At 70.5% G+C, this 16,898-nt stretch carries 13 protein-coding genes; 6 read left to right on the top strand and 7 right to left on the bottom strand.

The window, feature by feature from the left end; translation table 11 throughout:
- On the bottom strand, positions 1-995 hold a 995-nt coding region (locus tag V9U70_RS09655), incomplete at its 3' end, for a catalase (RefSeq protein ID WP_336674079.1).
- A 273-nt stretch (positions 996-1,268) separates the two neighbouring features.
- On the bottom strand, positions 1,269-2,999 hold the full coding sequence (gene ctaD / locus V9U70_RS09660) for an aa3-type cytochrome oxidase subunit I (RefSeq protein ID WP_336674080.1): 1,731 nt from the start codon (positions 2,997-2,999) through the stop codon (positions 1,269-1,271).
- Positions 3,000-3,293: 294 nt separating this feature from the next.
- Between ctaD and V9U70_RS09665 the strand changes: the two genes are divergently transcribed.
- The 5 genes from V9U70_RS09665 (at position 3,294) to V9U70_RS09685 (ending at position 7,329) form a co-directional block, all read left to right on the top strand.
- Positions 3,294-4,496 carry a hypothetical protein gene (locus tag V9U70_RS09665; RefSeq protein WP_336674081.1) on the top strand — a complete coding sequence of 401 codons (1,203 nt, stop codon included), beginning with the start codon at positions 3,294-3,296 and terminating at the stop codon, positions 4,494-4,496.
- A gap of 11 nt (positions 4,497-4,507) precedes the next feature.
- Positions 4,508-5,101: a hemerythrin domain-containing protein gene (locus tag V9U70_RS09670; protein ID WP_336674082.1), complete on the top strand. Its 594-nt coding sequence runs from the start codon at positions 4,508-4,510 to the stop codon at positions 5,099-5,101.
- Positions 5,102-5,283: 182 nt separating this feature from the next.
- Positions 5,284-5,775, top strand: a complete 492-nt coding sequence (locus V9U70_RS09675; protein ID WP_336674083.1) for a DUF2243 domain-containing protein — start codon at positions 5,284-5,286, stop codon at positions 5,773-5,775.
- Entirely contained in the window at positions 5,772-6,749 is a 978-nt protein-coding gene (locus V9U70_RS09680; protein WP_336674084.1) for a cytochrome c oxidase assembly protein, read from the top strand. Before V9U70_RS09675 ends, V9U70_RS09680 begins: the two co-directional genes overlap by 4 nt.
- A gap of 178 nt (positions 6,750-6,927) precedes the next feature.
- Positions 6,928-7,329, top strand: coding sequence for a DUF4383 domain-containing protein (locus V9U70_RS09685; protein WP_336674196.1), 402 nt, complete (start codon positions 6,928-6,930; stop codon positions 7,327-7,329).
- A gap of 838 nt (positions 7,330-8,167) precedes the next feature.
- Here the strand turns inward: V9U70_RS09685 and V9U70_RS09690 are convergent.
- From V9U70_RS09690 to V9U70_RS09705, 4 genes are all read right to left on the bottom strand, one after another.
- Positions 8,168-10,069, bottom strand: a complete 1,902-nt coding sequence (locus V9U70_RS09690) for an alkyl/aryl-sulfatase (protein WP_336674085.1) — start codon at positions 10,067-10,069, stop codon at positions 8,168-8,170.
- A gap of 299 nt (positions 10,070-10,368) precedes the next feature.
- Positions 10,369-10,563 carry a DUF2795 domain-containing protein gene (locus tag V9U70_RS09695; protein WP_336674086.1) on the bottom strand — a complete coding sequence of 65 codons (195 nt, stop codon included), beginning with the start codon at positions 10,561-10,563 and terminating at the stop codon, positions 10,369-10,371.
- Positions 10,564-10,947: 384 nt separating this feature from the next.
- Positions 10,948-11,103 (bottom strand): hypothetical protein, encoded by a 156-nt coding sequence (locus V9U70_RS09700; protein ID WP_336674087.1) that lies wholly within the window; start codon positions 11,101-11,103, stop codon positions 10,948-10,950.
- Positions 11,104-11,425: 322 nt separating this feature from the next.
- Positions 11,426-12,172 (bottom strand): dienelactone hydrolase family protein, encoded by a 747-nt coding sequence (locus V9U70_RS09705; protein ID WP_336674088.1) that lies wholly within the window; start codon positions 12,170-12,172, stop codon positions 11,426-11,428.
- Between the two features lie 737 nt (positions 12,173-12,909).
- On the opposite strand from V9U70_RS09705, the gene V9U70_RS09710 reads away from it, so the two are divergent.
- Complete coding sequence (locus V9U70_RS09710) at positions 12,910-14,610, top strand: BCCT family transporter (RefSeq protein WP_336674089.1); 1,701 nt, start codon at positions 12,910-12,912, stop codon at positions 14,608-14,610.
- 65 nt (positions 14,611-14,675) lie between these two features.
- Here V9U70_RS09710 and V9U70_RS09715 read toward each other — a convergent pair whose 3' ends face one another.
- Positions 14,676-16,898: an iron ABC transporter permease gene (locus V9U70_RS09715; RefSeq protein WP_336674090.1), complete on the bottom strand. Its 2,223-nt coding sequence runs from the start codon at positions 16,896-16,898 to the stop codon at positions 14,676-14,678.

The following is a 16,898-nucleotide window of genomic DNA, read 5'->3' on the forward strand; positions in this document are numbered from 1 at the left end:
GTGCCGAAGGACGCCTGCTCGTTCTCCGCGAAGTAGTTGTCCGGAACGCGGTTCAGCACCATCCGGCCCACCGCCTTCGGCGGGAAGTCCTGCTCCGGCCAGGTCTTCGTGTCATCCAGCGGATCGAAGTCCAGCTCGGGATGGTCGTCGTCGGACATCATCTGCACGACCAGCTCCCACTCGGGATGGTCCCCCCGCCGGATCGCGTCGTAGAGGTCCTTCGTGGCGTGCCCCAGATCATCCGCCTGGACGTTCGCCGCGTCCTCTGCGGTCATGCTGCGGACGCCCTGCTTCGGCAGCCAGTGGTACTTGACCAGCACTGACTCCCCCTGGTCGTTCACCCACTTGTACGTGTTGACGCCGAAGCCCTGCATGTGCCGGTAGTCGGACGGGATGCCCCGGGGGCTGAACAGGTTCACGAGCATGTGCATGCTCTCCGGCGTCTGCGACATGAAGTCGAAGATGCGTCCAGGCTTCTGCTCGTGGGAGACCGGGTCGGGCTTGAGGGCGTGGATCACGTCGGGGAACTTGATCGCGTCGCGGATGAAGAAGATGCCGAGATTGTTGCCCACGAGGTCCCAGTTGCCGTCCTCGGTGTAGAACTTGACGGCGAACCCGCGGGGATCGCGCGCCGCCTCCGAGGAGTCACGGCCGCCGATCACCGTGGAGAAGCGGACCGCGACGTCCGTGCGCTTGCCCGCCTCCTGGAACAGCTTGGCGCGGGTGTAGCGGGAGATGGGCTCTTCGCCCCACTTCCCGTACGCCTCGAAGTGGCCGTAGGTCGTCACGCCCCGCGCGTGCACCACTCGCTCGGGGATGCGCTCCCGGTCGAAGTGGCTGATCTTCTCCAGGAACTGGTAGTTCTCCAGAGTGGCCGGGCCCCGGGCCCCCACGGTGCGCTGGTTCTGGTTGTCGTAGACGGCATGACCCTGCCGGTTCGTGAGTTCCGGCCGGTCGTCGTCCTGGTCCGGCCCTGAGCTCGCCACGTCTGTCACAGTCCACCACTCCTCTTCGCTTACTCGTCTGTGCTGCGCGGCGCCTCCGACCGGAGGCGCCGGGCTCCGGACATGAGAAGGCATCCCGCGCCCGGTTCCGGCGCCGTCGCCGGTGCTCGTCCCGCAGACCGGTCTCCAAAGCCCATGCTCTTTCCCGTGCGTCGGCCCCACCACCGCAGAGAGGCGAATGGTGGAGCGGGCCCGCATCGGTCCCGTCCCGCGCCGGGGCGGGAGCCACGGCGCGGGACGGGACCCTTCCCCCGCGGGGAAGGATCAGGTCTCGTCCCGGCGACCGGAGAGCGGGGAGGCGATGCCTTCTCCCGGCTCGACGGCATCGCGCCTGCCCTCGTTGGCGTGCCGGTCCATGGTGGCCACGGCCGGGTGATGGAGGTCGAAGGCCGGGGACTCGGAACGGATCTTCGGCAGGGTGACGAAGTTGTGCCGCGGTGGCGGACAGGACGTGGCCCACTCCAGGGAACGGCCGTATCCCCAAGGATCGTCCTCGGTGATGCGCTCTCCGTACTTCGCGGTCTTCCACACGTTGTAGAGGAAGGGCAGCGTGGAGAGCCCCAGGAGGAACGCCCCGATCGACGACAGAGCGTTGAGCGCGGTGAACCCGTCAGCTGCCAGGTAGTCGGCATAGCGGCGCGGCATGCCCTCTGCCCCCAGCCAGTGCTGGACCAGGAAGGTCATGTGGAAGCCGACGAACAGAGTCCAGAAATGGATCTTGCCGAGGCGTTCGTCGAGCATGGTGCCCGTCATCTTGGGCCACCAGAAATGGAAGCCTGCGAACATGGCGAAGACGATCGTCCCGAACAGGACGTAGTGGAAATGGGCCACCACGAAGTAGCTGTCGTGGACGTGGAAATCCAACGGTGGCGACGCGAGGATGATGCCCGTCAGGCCTCCGAAGAGGAAGGTGACGAGGAACCCGAACGCCCACAGCATGGGAGTCTCGAACGAGAGCGAGCCCTTCCACATCGTGCCGATCCAGTTGAAGAACTTCACCCCCGTCGGCACGGCGATGAGGAAACTCATGAAGGAGAAGAAGGGCAGGAGCACCGCGCCGGTGGCGAACATGTGGTGCGCCCACACAGTGACCGAAAGCCCGGTGATGGCGACGGTCGCCCCGATGAGTCCGATATACCCGAAGACGGGTTTGCGGGAGAAGACGGGCAGGATCTCGGTCACCACGCCGAAGAACGGCAGCGCCAGAATGTAGACCTCCGGGTGCCCGAAGAACCAGAAGAGATGCTGCCAGAGAAGCGCCCCGCCGTTCTCGGGAGCGAACACGTGCGAACCGAACCGGCGGTCCGCCTCAAGGACCAGCAGGGCTGCCGCGAGGACCGGGAAGGCCAGCAGGACGAGTACCGAGGTCAACAGGACGTTCCACGTGAAGATCGGCATACGGAACATCGTCATGCCCGGCGCCCTCATGCAGATGATGGTGGTGATGAAGTTGACGGCGCCCAGGATCGTGCCGAATCCCGAGAGTGCCAGGCCCATGAACCACATGTCGGCCCCGACGGAGGGCGTGTGCTCCTCGCGACTCAGGGGCGTGTAGGCGGTCCAGCCGAAGTCGGCAGTGCCGTTGGACGTCAGGAGGCCGCCCACGACGATGAGCCCTCCGAAGAGGAACAGCCAATAGGACAGCATGTTGAGCCGGGGGAACGCGACGTCGGGCGCTCCGATCTGGAGCGGCATGATCGCGTTGGCGAAACCGGCGAAAGTGGGAGTGGCGAACAGCAGCAGCATCACGGTGCCGTGCATGGTGAAGGCCTGATTGTACTGTTCGTTCGAGATCAGCTGAATGCCGGGGCGAGCCAGTTCGGCGCGCATGATCAGCGCGAGAAGACCCCCGAAGAGGAAGAACGAGAACGAGGTGATCAGGTACAGATGTCCGATCTTCTTATGATCGGTGGTCGTCAGCCAGCTCACCACCACTTTCCCCGGGCCTCTGCCGGCGACGGGCACAGGTGTGACGGGTTCGGTCGACGTGGTCATCGGGGTCTCATTTCGGATTCGTGGGACAGCCGAAACTCTCAGTGCCCTTCGCTGCGCGCCCCAAACGGTCCGTCACTTGAATGGCCCCCTAAAAGAGGCAGGCAACCGGTTCCTGTGCCTCTTCCGTTTCCGTCGATCGTGGGCCAGAGCGAAGCCGACCGGGGTGCGCGCCGCCACTCCGGGCGGGGACAGGCGGAGCGAGCGGCGACGGCATGGGGCGGCGCGTCCTCCCGTTTCGGCACCGGCCGCCGGGGTACTCAGACGGCTCCCCGTGTCCGATGAAGGAGACATCGCGTGACCTTCAACCCGCTGGAACAGCGCGGCATCCCGTTGGACCGTCAGCTGAGGAACTGGCGCGAGCTGAACGTGGAGCCGATCGACCCGGACCACTGCGACCCCTACACCCGTTGCCGCGTCATCACGATGAACGGCATCGAGGTGGAGGCGATCATGTTCAGCCATCAACTGGCACGCCACACCGTCGATCCGGAGGTCAAAAGGCAGCTGGCGCGGACCCGCTACATCGAGGCGCAACAGCAGAAGGTGGTCAACTGGCTCCTGCCGGGCGCGTCGTCGGTGCTGGAGACGACGATCGCGTACGAGCAGGTGGCGGTCGACCTCACCGCGTGGATCGCCCGCATGGAACCGGACCCGTACCTGAAGCAGGCCTACCAGTTCGGCGTACTGGAGGACTTCGACCACCTGTACCGGTACGCGAACCTGTACGAGATGATCGAGCACCGCAAGGCGGACTCCATCGTCCAGGGCCTGACGGAGGTCATGCCCGGCCGGCCGACCAGGTTCCATCACCGTGACCCGGTCGACAACGTCCGTGACCCCTACGATCGCAGCCGCACGGACCCGCTGTCCAAACTGCACGCGCTCACCGTCATGTCGGCGGAGCAGCAGACGATGAACTTCTACATGAACACCGGTCCCACCTACATGGAGCCGATCGCGCGTCAGCTCTACCAGGAGATCGGGCTCATCGAGGAGGAGCACGTCACCCACTACGAGTCCCTGGTCGACCCCGGAGAGACGTGGTGGGAGCAGCTGGTCAACCACGAGTACAACGAGTGCTACCTCTACTACTCCTTCATGGAGCAGGAGAGCGACCCCCGGGTCAAGGCCATCTGGGAACTGCACCTCAACATGGAGCTGGAGCACCTGCACGTCGCCTGCGACCTCATGCGGCGTCATGACGGTCGCCAGCCCGAGGAGGTGCTGGCGCCGCAGCTCCCCAACGTGCTCACGTTCGAGCCCAACAAGGCCTATCTGCGCGAGCTGCTCGACACGCAGATCGACCTCACCACTCTCGGCGCCGGCTACGTCCGCGAGGCCCACGAACGGTTCGAGCGGATGCAGGAGCAGATCCACGGAGGCGAGAAGCCTCCGAGCGACCGGGTGATGGCCCAGCACGAGGACATGTTCGGCCGGGAGTACCGCGCGCAGAGCGAGGGCCGGCACCCCGACCCCGCCCAGCGGGAAGAAAGCTGACGGAGGCCGCCATGACCGGGACACACACTCCGCACGCCGGTGACGACCACGCCGCAGACGACGACGTGGTGGCGCTGCTCATGCGCCAGCACGGTGACATCCGCAATCTGTTCGACGAGGTCGAACGCAGCGGCGGCGACGCCAGGAGGGACGCCTTCCGCCGCTTGGTGCGCCTCCTCGCCGTTCACGAGACGGCAGAGGAGGAGGTGGTCCACCCTTTCGCCCGCCGCGGCTTCGCCGGCGGAGAGCAGGTGGTGGAGGACCGCCTGAAGGAGGAGAAGGCGGCCAAGGAGGCCCTCTCCGACCTCGACGCCATGGAGACCGACGACCCCGCGTTCCTGCCCCGGCTCATGAGGCTGCGCGAGGACGTCCAACTCCACGCCCGTGCCGAGGAACGCTACGAGTTCACCCATATCCGCCGCAGCGCGGACAACGCCCGGCTCGCCTCGATGGCACGAGGGGTGAAGGCCGCTGAGGCCATGGCGCCCACCCGGCCTCACCCCGGCGTCGAATCCGCCGGTGCGAACATGGCCCTGGGGCCCGTCGCCGCGCTCATGGACCGGACCAAGGACGCCGTGCGCAGGGCCATGGACAAGGACGGCTGACCGCCGCATCACCCCGTGGCCGGGCTGGCCAGGGCCCCGGGGCGCGGGCCGGGCCCGGGCCGGCCCCGTACCCCCTACGAGGCGTGGCCGGGGCCTGGCCCGGCCTGCGAGCCGCGTTCCGTCGAGCTCCCGGCCGCAGCGACGGCCCGGGGCGGACGGAACCGTACCAGGAGGCAGCCTTCATGAACGCGTCGGACGACCGACGGCCCGTCCACCCGGAGCACCCCGCTCGGCGCAGGTCGATGGTGGTGTGCGGGGTGATCGGAGTGGCGGTGATGGCGGCGGTCGACGAGATCGTCTTCCACCAGATCCTGGGCTGGCACCACTTCTACGACCGCTCCACCAGCAGTGTGGGTCTCCTGTCGGACGGCCTGCTGCACACCGGTGAGCTCCTGGCGCTGATCGCCGGACTCTTCCTCTACGCGGACCTTCGCCGCGCCCGCGCCCTGGCCCCGGCCCACGGATGGTCCGGCTTCTTCCTGGGACTGGGCCTCTTCCAACTGTTCGACGGGATCGTCGACCACAAGCTGCTGCGTCTGCACCAGATCCGGTACGGCGTGGACATCGCCCCCTACGACTGGGCGTGGAACCTCTGCGGCCTGGGCCTTCTGCTGATCGGAGTGCTGCTGGGCATCCGAGCGGCGCGCCCGGCCCGGGCCGGGGCAAAAGCGTGACTCTCGCGCACACCCCGGGAACCGCTCTGTTCGAGCAGATCCTGGCGGGGGCCGCGTCGGTGGCCGCTGTCGCCTACGGGGCGGCCGCAGTCCGCCTGGAACGGCGTGGCGACACCTGGCCCCGGTGGCGAGTGGCGTCCTTCACCGCCGGGAGCACGGGCGTGCTCTGGGTCGTGCTTGGCCCGCAGCCGGGCCCACCGTTCACCGCTCACATGGTCGGGCACCTGATCATGGGCATGGCTGCCCCGCTGTTCCTCGTGCTGGCGCGCCCCCTCACCCTGGCCCTGCGCGCCCTGCCTCCCGGCCCGGCACGGCGGGGTCTTCTGGCTGTTGCGCACGCGCCCCCCGTCAACTGGTCGGTCTTTCCGCCGCTGGCGGCTCTGATCGACCTGGGCGGGCTGTGGCTGCTGTACCGCACAGAGCTGTTCGCCACTGTGCAGCACCGTCCGCTGGGGCACGCCGTCATGCAGGCGCACGTCCTGGTCGCAGGGCTGCTCTTCACCTTCTCCGTCTGCCAGCTCGACCCCGTACGGCACCGCCGGCGCCTGGCGTTGCGAGGGGCCACCCTGCTGGTCGCCGGCGCCGCGCACGCCGTGCTCGCCACGTCCTTGTACGCGACGCCTCCCCCCGGCACCGCATACGCCACCACCGACCTGCAGACCGGTGCCCAGGTCATGTACTACGGCGGCGACGTGGTGGAAGCCGCCCTCGGCGCTGTACTCGCCGCCTCCTGGTATCGGGCGGTCGGCCGCGCCAGGGCGAACGGACGGCGCCGTTCGAGAACGGGTTGCACGGTGCGAGCGGAGGCAGGCCCTCGGCCGGAGGCCGCCGCCCGAAGGGGTCCGCCGTGCGGCGACACTGCCGCGTACGCCCCGCGCCCTTGCGGTCAGCCGGAGATACGAGACCGTCTGACGCCTCCGTCCCACCTCGCGGGTCCGAGCGCCGGGAGGAAACGGCCAGGTTCTCGTGCTTGAACGGCGATGTGTGCCCCCGGTCGTCGAAGGCGCCGATCGTTTTCGATAGGGCTGCGTCTGCCGGGGTACTCGCGGCGCACTGGGCGCTCACCGGAGCGCCCCCGTCCGGAAAGAAGGCCCCGTGACCACGCGCACCCCTTCCCCGCGAAGTGCCCGGACCCCCGTCCAGCTGGCGGCGATGACTGTCGGAGCCGTGTTCCTCCTGGTCGGAGTCCTGGGGTTCATCCCGGGAATCACTACCGACTACGACAGCATGCAATTCGCCTCGCACGAATCCCGGGCCCACCTGCTGGGCGTCTTCCAGGTCTCCATCCTGCACAACCTGGTGCATCTCGCCTTCGGCGTCGCCGGGCTCGCCATGGCCCGCACCTTCTCCGCGGCACGCACGTTCCTGCTGGCCGGTGGCGCTGTATACCTGGTGCTGTGGCTCTACGGCCTGTTCGTCGGCCACGACAGCAGCGCCAACTTCGTGCCGCTGAACACGGCGGACAACTGGCTGCACCTGGGCCTCGGCGTCGGCATGATCGCCTTGGGCCTGCTGCTCACCCGCGGGCGTACCCCGACGGCTCCCGCTGCGTGACAGCGGGACGGCCCGCCGCTCACCCGGGAGGGGGGCAGCCGGGCACCCCGTCCTGCACCCGGGGCGAAGCGGGTCGGCCGGGCAGACCGGCCATGCAGGCCGGCCGTCGGCCGCTCCGGCTCGAAGAGCAGCGAACAGGCGGCGCGGGCACCGGCGTCACCGGTGCAGTGGCTGTGGACCACGGCCGTGCCGGGAATCACGGCCTCCCGGCACGCGGCCCGCAGCGCCCAGCCCCGAACCGCCCGGGTGGCCGGCTCCGCGCGAGCCGGCCACCCGGGCGGTGCTCCGGGCCCGCCGCCGGCGACCGGTCGTAGGCCCGCCGCCTCGCACGGGAGCCGGCCGCGGCGACGGCACGGCCCCCGTGCGCGTCGACGATGCTGTCGGCACCTCGCTGGGCAGGGTAGGCCTGCGGGGAGAGGACGCCCCGCCCGACCGACTGTGACGAACCGCAAGGAGAGCGGCGGGACGAGGGAGATGGCGGTCGCCACTCCGGGCAGCGCGTCGGAGATGTCGGCGCGCACCAGCGCGAAGGCTCCCACAGAATCGGCGTCATCAGGGGCGCGACGATCATCGCGCCGATGACCGTCGCCGAGGAGTCGCCGATCACGCCCGCTCCGGCGATGACAGCGGCCAGGAGGAGGAGACCCCAGAACCGTGTCGCACTCGGGCTGCGCCACGGAGCCTCGACGAACAGGGTGTTCGCCATGCGCTGGACGGCTGCCGCGCCGACACCTGCCACGGCAGGCCCCTTTCACACTTCTGGTGCGCCGGGCCGGGCCCCGTGCTCCTCACGGCGGACGCGCGGAGCACGGGAGCCCCGTGCCGGCGCCGTGCGGGATCAGGGGGTGACGATCGCGAACCCGGGGTCCGGGTCGCTCAGCGCACCGAACAGTCCGAAGAGGAGCCCCGCGTCGCCGGAGATCCGTGCCCGCCCCTGGGAAGCGAGTTCGGAGGGTGTCACGCTGCCCAGCAGGACGGCGCGGAGATCCGCCTCGCCCAGCGCCACCACGACGTCCGGTTCGGCGGCCGCGGGGCCGTCCCCCGTCACATGGGTGAGGACGCCGTTGCGCAACCGCGAGGTCACGGGCTTCCCGTCCTCCAGGTCCCAGCGCACCGTGATGTCGGCGTCCCAGCAACGGGGTCCGTCGACGCGGATGGCCAGGGCGTCGAAGAGCTGGTCGAGGCTGAGGGAGCGCAGGAAGTCGGGGGACATGGTGACCGTCGGAGTGCCGACCGGACCTTGGCGCAGTTCCAGCGCGCCGGTGAGGTAGAAGTTGCGCCAGGGGCCGTTCTCGCACCCGTACCCGAGCTGTTCCAGGGCGTCCGCCTGAAGCTGCCGGGCATCGGCGTTGTCCGGGTCCGCGAACAGCACGTGGTTGACGACCTGGACCACCCAGCGGTAGTCGCCGTCGGCGAAGGACTCCCGCGCCCGGCGCAGCACTTCCCCGGCGCCCCCCATGAAGGTGACGTACCGGGCCGAGGCCTCGGCGGGAGGGTGCTCCCACAGATGCGCCGGATTGCCGTCGAACCAGCCCATGTACCGCTGGTACACGGCCTTGGCATTGTGGCTGACGGAACCGTAGTAGCCGTGCGTGTGCCATGCGCGCTCCAGCGCGGGAGGCATCTGGAACTCCTCGGCGATCTCCAGCGGCGTCATGCCCTGGTTGATCATCCGCAGCGTCTGGTCGTGGAGGTAGGCGTACACGTCCCGCTGTTCGGACAGGAAGGTGAGGGCGCGTTCCCGGCCCCAGACGGGCCAGTGGTGAGAGGCGAACGCGACGTCGACAGAGTCTCCGAACAACTCGATCGCCTGGGTGAGGTACCGCGCCCACACCCGGGGGTCGCGGACCTCGGCGCCCCGCAGCGTGAGCAGGTTGTGCAGGTTGTGGGTGGCGTTCTCCGCCAGGCACAGCGCCGCGTGGTCGGGAAAGTGAATGTTCAGTTCGGCGGGAGCTTCCGTGCCCGGCGTGAGCTGGAAGACCATCCGGATTCCGTCGACCGTCTCCGTCTGGCCGGTCCGCGTGACGTCCCGGGTCGGCGGGAGCAGGCCGATCGCACCTGTAGACGTCGTCGGGCCGAGCCCCGCGCCGATCTGCCCGCGCTCGCCCCTGGGCAGGGCCGCGCCGTACATGTAGGCGGCGCGGCGAGCCATCGCCGTACCCGCATAGACGTTCTCACTCACGGCGTGCTCGGTGAAGCCCTCCGGCGCGATCACGGGCAGACCGGCCGCGACGTCCTCCTCGCTCACCACGCCCCGTGCGCCGCCGAAGTGGTCCGCGTGGCTGTGTGTGTACAGGACGCCCGTCACCGGCCGCTCCCCGCGGTGACTGCGGTAGAGGGTGAGAGCCGCGGCAGCGGTCTCGGCGGAGATGAGCGGATCGATCACCAGGACTCCGCGCTCACCCTCGACGACGGTCATGTTCGACAGGTCGAATCCGCGGACCTGGTAGACGCCCTCCACCACTTCGAACAGTCCGTGGTCGGCCACCAGCCGACTCTGCCGCCACAGACTCGGGTTGGCCGTGGCGGGACAGTCCTGCGAGAGGAAGCCGTAGGCGTGCAGGTCCCACACCGTACGGCCGTCGGCGGCGGTGATCCTGCCGTCCTGCGCGGTTCCCATGAAGCCGCGACGCGCGTCCTCCATGTCCTGGGTGTCGCCGAACGGGAAGCGGCGTTGGACGTCCTCGTTGGCCCGGACGATCGCGTCCTGGGCCGGCTTGGACTGAGATGTCGCGGACATGGCGCTCTCCCTCGCGGCCGACTGTGGCGGCCCGGTGGCAGCCCGCCCTCAGCCTGGCCGGACCCCTGCCCCGGCACCAGCGGAGCTGCTCCGTCGGGATGGCGCCGCAGACCCGTCGGTCCCCGCGGCGGTCATGGCAAGGCGGGGGCACTGGGCCGAACGGGAGTCCACGGGGGCCCCGCCACGCGGCGCTCTCGGGTGGCCCGGCGGCTCCGGTCGTCCGTCCGGCGGGCGCGGCGGGGTCCGCCGGGCGACAACGCCGCGCCGGACGGTCGACCGGGGGGTCTGCGCCGGTGTGACTACTTTCCGTCGAACACCGCCTTCTGGACATCGTTCGGCCCGTCGAACCGGTCGGTGTCCGCAGCCGAGAGCTTGTCGATGATGCTCGCGTCGGCTCCGTTGTCCCGGGCGAGCGAAACGAGATCGTCGCGGTCTGCCGGGTAGTCGGCGCCGTTGAGAGCCTTCTGGACGTCGATCGGACTTACGTCTGCCATGGGTCATCCCTCGTCTCTGTGTCGCGCTGCTTCGAAGGCAGCGGTGCCGGCCGGTGTGCCGGAAGCTGCGGCAGGCCCGGCGAAGACCTGTGCGCGTCTGTTCGCGCACCGGCTCGCCCACGGGTCCGGGCCCGGCGGCTCCGCGTGTGGACGCGCAGCCGATGGCACCCGGACCATCGACTGAGTCCCCTGCCCTATATCGATAAAACGTCTCTTTGCTCCTGTTTTGACCGGCCGCCTTTCCTCCTCCTCGTGACGTCAGAGGAGGAGGGAAGGCCGTGTACGCCGACGGGAACAGGGTTCTCCGTCGGGAGATTGTTCTCGCAGGGCCGACAGCCGCTCAGGAGAGCCGACCAGGCGCCCGCGACGCGCCCGGAGCGCCGCTCATTCCTCGTAGTCCTCGGGCGTGACGCCTGCCTCCTCCATGGCCTCACGCATGTTCCGGCTCTCCCCGTCGTGCTTCTCCTGCGGAGTCTCGGGCTCGCCGATCACCTGGTCGGTGGTCTGCGTCTTCGGCCGGTTCTCCTCCGGAACAGTCATGTCGCTCGTCCTCTCTCGGTGTGATGTCCCCGCGCTCGGCTCCGCCGGACACGTTTCTTGCTTGTGCGCGGTCGCCGACCTTCCCTCATGGATCTTCCGCCGCAGTGGCGGGGTGCGGGGGCGGCGGGGCCGTGGCTTGCCGCCTTTGGTGCCGAGTCCCCGCGAACAGGCAGGTCAATCATTGCCGGGCGGTCCGGACCACGGGTTCGGCTCCCGCCCCCTGGGGGTGATCACCCTGACCCTCGCCGTGCTGCTGACGGCGCGCCTCAGCGTCGGGCGCCAGGCGGAAAGCCGACGAAGCCCGGGGGCGGCCGGCCGAGCCTCAGCCGGTGACGAGGGCGCGCCTCAGGAGGGGGAGCAGACGGTCCCAGTGGCGCCGTAGCGCTGAGGGATCAAAGGCGTCGGTGTCCGACATCGTGAAGCCGTGGACGGTGCCGGGGTAGATCTCGGAGGTATGGACGATCCCCGCGTCGTCCAAGGCCCGGTTGAGTACGCCGAGGGCCTCGGGGGTGATGTCGGTGGCGGCGTGGCCGAGATGGACCTCCGCGGTGAGCGTGGAGAGGAGGCGACGCAGTTCGCTCGGCCCTTCGGCGCCCACGGGGCCGTGGAACGAGGCGACGGCGGCCACGTGGCCGGGGCGGGCCGCCGCGGTGCGCATCGCCAGGAGGCCGCCGATGCAGTAGCCGGTCACCGCGACCGGGCCGGCGCCGACCTCGGGCCGCTCGGCGAGGAACCCGAGAAAGGCGTCGGCGTCGCGGTGGACGCGCTCGGCGGTATGCGTCCGGATCAAGGGCATCAGGCGGTCGATGAGCGCGGGCCGGACGTCCTCTCCGATGTGCTCGGGAAGTGCGACCACCGGTGCCGGGCCGTGCCGGTAGAAGAAGTTGGGGACGAGGACGTAGTACCCGTGGCGGGCCAGTTCGCCGGCCATCGCCCGCAGCACGGGCCGGATTCCGAAGGCGTCGGCGTACATCAGCACCCCGGGGTGCTGCCGGTCGTCGTCGGGAAAGACGGCGAAAGCGTCGGCGTGGCCGTCCGCGGTGGGAATCTGCAGTGTCTCGATGGGCATGGGCTCTCCTGACGTGGTGATGGCCGAAGCTGTGGTCAACACGCCGGAGGCGGAGCCCGCGCGGCAGCGGGGGACCCTCGCTCGCACCGGGGGCGGACATCCGCCCGTACGACGCTCAGGGGAGCGCCGGGTCACCGATCCGTGTGTGGCGCGAGGCCGTCCCGGGTTTCATGACCGCAGAGTCTAACGGCTCTCCCGTGGACCAGGCGTCCTGTGCCGAGCCCTGCCCCCACGAGCCCGGGCCGGGCTCGGCCGGTGCGTACCATTGGTGTAGGAGGGTTTGCACGCCGCCCGTTGTCCTTTCGCGGCCTGGTGCAGGACTGCGGAAGGAATGGCGGGGACGAGACCTTGCGGCCGTCGTCCACCGAGAGCACGCGCGGGTATGACAGCCCACCGCCGAGAAGATCATGACGGTCCCCGCGGCTGAGCCCGGCGCGGCGGTCTGCCCCCGGTGCCGAGGTGTGCCGCCCTCTGGCGTGAGGACGCGCTTCCCCGACGGCCCTGCCGGTGACGTCGACGGCCTCGGCGTCACCGGGACGGCGATCTCCGACAAGGCGCGGCGGACCGACGGCGGGGCAGGCCTGCGCCCGGCCGGGGCGGGTCAGGCTGACGATGCGATGCTCGGGACGATAACGTGTTCCCAGAAGCGTCGGCAGGTGACGGCGTGCGCCGACACGACGGGCCGTCCGGCGCGTCGCCTCCTTGCCATGGGGAGACGGCCCACCATAGTGGGGCCCATGAGCACGGAAACGATCGAGAAGCCTCCGCCGGGGCCCCCGCCCGGCGTCCCTGTCGCCGCCAAGCCCGACTACGTCCTCGTGGGCGTCGGGATGGCGGCGGTCGCCGGGGTGGTTCTGTGGGCCTGGCTCGGCGACGAGTCCTTCGACAGCGCGTCGTCCACCAGCCTGACGTGGGTGCTGAACAACTTCGGCTGGCTCTTCGTCGTCGCCGCGGACGTGTTCCTGGTCCTGTGCCTGGTCATCGCGTTCAGCAGGTTCGGCCGGATCAGGCTCGGCAAGGACGACGCAGAGCCGGAGTTCGGCAACCTCGCCTGGATCGCGATGATGTTCAGCGCGGGCATGGGCATCGGCCTGATGTTCTACGGCGTCGGGGAGCCGCTCACGCACTATCTGACGCCGCCGCCGACGAGCGGGGCCCAGCCCGAGTCCGCCGCAGCGGCGCGCGCGGCCATGGAGTACTCGTTCTTCCACTGGACGCTCACCCCCTGGGCGATCTACGGCATCGCGGGACTGGCTCTGGCGTACGCCGGCTTCCGCAAGGGGCGGGGCAATCGGCTCAGCGCCGCTTTCGTGCCGCTCATCGGGGAACGGCGGGCGGCTGCCTGGCCGGGCCGGGTGATCGACCTGCTCGCCGTCTTCGCGACCGTCTTCGGCACGGCGACCAGCCTCGGCCTGGGCGCACTCCAGGTGGCGGAGGGCCTCGATCTGACGGCGGGCGTCGACGCCACACGGACCACCCAGCTGATCATCATCGCGGCCCTGTCGGCGGCGTTCGTGGTCTCGGCCTTCACCGGACTGCACCGGGGCATCAAGTGGCTCTCGACGCTGAACATCCTGCTCGCCGCCCTCCTGATGGTGTTCGTCTTCCTGCTCGGCCCGACCGTCTACATCCTGGACACGATTCCGGCGTCCGTGGGCGGCTATCTGCAGAACCTGTTGCCGATGGCGACGCGTACCGGCGCCTTCTCCGACCACGCCTGGCTGGGCTCCTGGACGATCTTCTACTGGGCGTGGTGGCTGTCGTGGGCCCCGTTCGTGGGGACGTTCATCTCCCGCATCTCGTCCGGCCGGACCATCCGCGAGTTCCTCCTCGGAGTGCTGCTCGTGCCCAGCGGCGCGACGGTCGTCTGGTTCTGCGTGATGGGCGGTACGGCGCTCCGCCTGGACTCCACCGGAGAGGCGGACCTGGCCGGCTCTGTGGCGGACGGCGCGGAGGCGTCGCTGTTCGCGATGCTGGACGCCCTGCCGATCGGCACGGTCACCTCGTTCGTCGCGATGGTGCTGGTCATGACGTACTTCGTCACGAGTGCCGACTCTGCGTCCCTGGTGATGGGTTCGCTGACCAGCCGAGGCGCGCTGCACCCGCCCTCCTGGCTCGTCGTGCTGTGGGGTGTGCTGATGGCGTCGGTCGCGGCCGTGCTCCTGGTCGTCGGCGGCCTGGACTCGCTCCAGACGGCGACGATCCTGGTGGCCTTGCCGTTCGTGCTGGTCATGCTGCTGCTGTGCTGGGCGTTGCTGAAGGAACTGCGGGAGGACCCCGGCGCGGGCCCGGCCCGCCATCACGCCATGCACGGTCTGCGCGACGTCGTCCGCACCATGGTCGGTGACGTCGTCACGGAGGAGCGCAACCAGGGCCGCCACCACCGTCTGCGCCGGGCGGCGAAGTCCCGCTCGGAGAGCGACGGCGAGGAGACGTGACCCAAAGCGGCCGCGCGCGAGCCGTGCGAGGCCCCTCGACCCGGCCCCGACGGGTGCGGCGGCCTTCATGACCGCCTCTCCGGCTCCGCCGCGACCGGTTTCCCGAGCCGGGTCGCCTGCGAGAGGGCGGTGCGTCGACGCGACGGCGGCGCGCGGGACCGCCAGAGCAGCCAGATGAAGTACGGAGCGCCGATCACCGCCGTGACGAGCCCGACCGGAATCTGCGCCGGGGCGATGACGGTCCGTCCGACGGTGTCGGAGACGACCACCAGCAGTGCGCCGAGCAGCGCGCTCACCGGGATGACCCGTACATGGCGTCGGCCTACCAGCGCGCGGGCCGCGTGCGGGGCGACGAGGCCCACGAACCCGATCACGCCGACCGCCGCCACGGCTCCCCCGGTGAGGACGACGGCGATGCTCAACAGGATGAGGCGGGTCGCGCCGAGCCGGACGCCGAGCAGGCGTGGAGTGTCGCCGTCCAGCCCGACCAGATCGAGTTCGCGGCGCAGCACGGCCAGCGCGGGCAACGCGAGGACGAGCGCTCCCACCACGGGAACCAGCTCCGGGAACGTGCGCCCGTATGTCGATCCGGAGAGCCAGACCAGCGCCTTCGTCGCGTTGTAGGGATCGGTGAGCACGATCAGCAGGCTCACGAACGCGCCCCCTCCCGCGGAGACGCCGATCCCGATCAGTACCAGGCGGTTCTGCTCCAGCCCGCGGCGCGCGGCCAGCCCGAACACCAGGGTCGCCGCCGCGGCCGCGCCGACCAGCGCGGAGCCGCCGATGAGCCAGAAACTCGCCAGCGGTACGACGGTGAGCACCGTGACCGCCCCGGCTCCCGCTCCGCTGACGACGCCCAGGACACCGGGCTCTGCGAGCGGATTGCGCGACACGGCCTGGACGACCGCGCCCGCGACAGCCAGCGCCGCCCCGGCCGTCAGGGCGGCGGCGACCCGTGGCACGCGCGTGTCGAGGACATACGTCACGAACGACCCCGACCGGCCGGTGAGCCAGTTCGCCACATCGCCGAAGAGCAGGCGGGCGTCGCCGAGCAGCGTCCCCGCCACCACAGCGCCGAGGAGACCCACGGCCGCGACCACCAGCGTGAGGACGAAGGCGCGCCGGCTGCGCAACCGGGCGAACGCCGTCGAGCCGCCCGTCGCGCCCATGTCCCGCGACCGGTAGGCCAGGACGACCAGGACGAGCGCGCCGAAACAGGTCGTGACGATGCCGGTGGGCACTTCGGCCCCCGCCTGCGCGCCGAACACCGCGCGCAACGCCACATCCGCCCCGAGCACCACGATCACGCCCGCGAGCGCGGAGGCGGGGATGAACCAGCGATGGCGGACCAGGACCGGCGCCCACGTGCTGAGCAGCCGGACCACCGCCGGGGCGCACAGGCCGACGAAACCGATCGGCCCCGCGACCGTCACGGCGACCGCGGCCAGCACCACGGCGAGGATCACGGCGACGCTGCGCGTCAGCCGGGGACTCACCCCCACGACCGCCGCGCCATCGTCGCCGAGGGCCAGGATGTCCAGCCTCCGGCCCAGCAGCAGAAGCCCGGCCAGGGCCAGGAGCGCGACGGGAGCGAGCCGGTCGATGGACTGCATGCCGATCTGAGCCAGCGAACCGTTGCCCCAGGCGAACAGCCCCGTCGTCTGCTGCGTGCGCAGAAGCAGCAGCATCCCGCTCAGCCCGGTCAGGGCGAGGGTGAGCGCCGAACCCGCCAGCACCAGCCGGATGGGCCCCGCCCCCGCCCGGGACAGTCCGAGGACGACGCCCGCCGCCAGCAGCCCGCCGAGGAACGCCGTGCCTCCGGCGGGGAGAGCGGGCAGGGTGACGCCGAACGCGGCGACCGCGACGACCGCCAGGTACGCGCCCGCGTTGACGGCGAGCGTGTCGGGCGAGGCCAGCATGTTGCGGGAGACCGACTGGAGGGCCGCGCCCGCCGCGCCGAGCGCGCAGCCGACGAGGAGCCCGGCGGCCAGCCGGGGCAGCCGGGAGTCCAGGATCACGGCGGCACTCTGCTCGTCGGCGGTCCGGTCCGCGACGGCGCCGGTGGCCAGCTGCCACAGCGTGTGCAGGTCGACGGAGGCGGTGCCCTGGCCCACGTGCACGACCGCGAGGGCGGCGAGGGCCAGGAGGGCGGCGAGCGCGAGCAGGAGCGTGCGCCCGCGGCGGGCGGGTCGGCCTGTCACGGCCGACGGCGGGCCTCCTGAAGGGCCGGCCTCCGGCGTCGCCGCGTGCGTGGGGGCGGGCGGGGCGGGAGTGGTGCGGGCGCTCAT

Source organism: Streptomyces pratensis (genome assembly GCF_037137275.1).
GTDB lineage: Bacteria > Actinomycetota > Actinomycetes > Streptomycetales > Streptomycetaceae > Streptomyces > Streptomyces pratensis_B.